Here is a 796-nt window from a genome sequence, read left to right as displayed (position 1 = left end):
TGTTCCATCGGCAACCTTTTCGGCACCAGCGGATAGTTGGTTTGCCCCTTGGACGACACCTTGGGTTCCTCCATATACCTTTTTTTGCCCTTCCAGCAACCCATTCAGTCCTGCCTCTAAATCAGTGGAGCCCTTTAAAGCGTCTTTCAGTCCCTGTGAAATTTGGTCCGTTCCCCCAGCCAAGGTTGGGGTTTGGCCAGCCAAATCGCTCAAACCTCCCGCGACCCTTTCACTTCCAGCTACTAACTGCTGATATTCAGGGCTGTCTTTAAGGCCTGGAACTTGTTCTCCAAGCTTTTTGATACCTTGCACTACATCCTTTGATTCCGGGGCCAACTGGCCAACTGCTGCATCCACGGCAGCCGCTCCTTTGGCAGCATTGCTACTGCCAGCTTCCAGTTGTGATAAACCGGTCTTCAATCCGTTGCTGCCCGCTTCAACATTAACGAGGCCATCCAATACTTGCTTTGCTCCTCCATTCAAATCCTTTACGCCAATGACTAAACCCTTCGTGCCCATGTTTAACTCTTGGGCACCAGCGTTCACTTGATTGGCGCCCCCGGATAATTCCTTAGCACCAGCAGAAAGGGAGCCGGCACCATCATTCACCTGTTGGGCACCATCATTCACTTGATTGGCGCCCCCGGATAATTCCTTTGCCCCGGTATAAAGGGAGCCTGCTCCATCCTTTAGGTTTTGTGCGCCATCATTGACTTGATTGACGCCTCCGGTTAACTTCCTTGCTCCTGCATAAACGGCATGAGCGCCATCATCCACCTGACTGGCCCCGCCGCTA

General features: G+C 52.4%; 1 pseudogene. It reads right to left on the bottom strand.

Annotation, left to right across the window (positions count from 1 at the left end):
- A pseudogene (locus CVN76_RS06315) lies at positions 1-796 on the bottom strand (hypothetical protein); the annotation flags it as partial.

This window comes from Bacillus sp. mrc49 (genome assembly GCF_002803435.1).
This window is presented reverse-complemented; position numbering and strand designations above follow the sequence as displayed.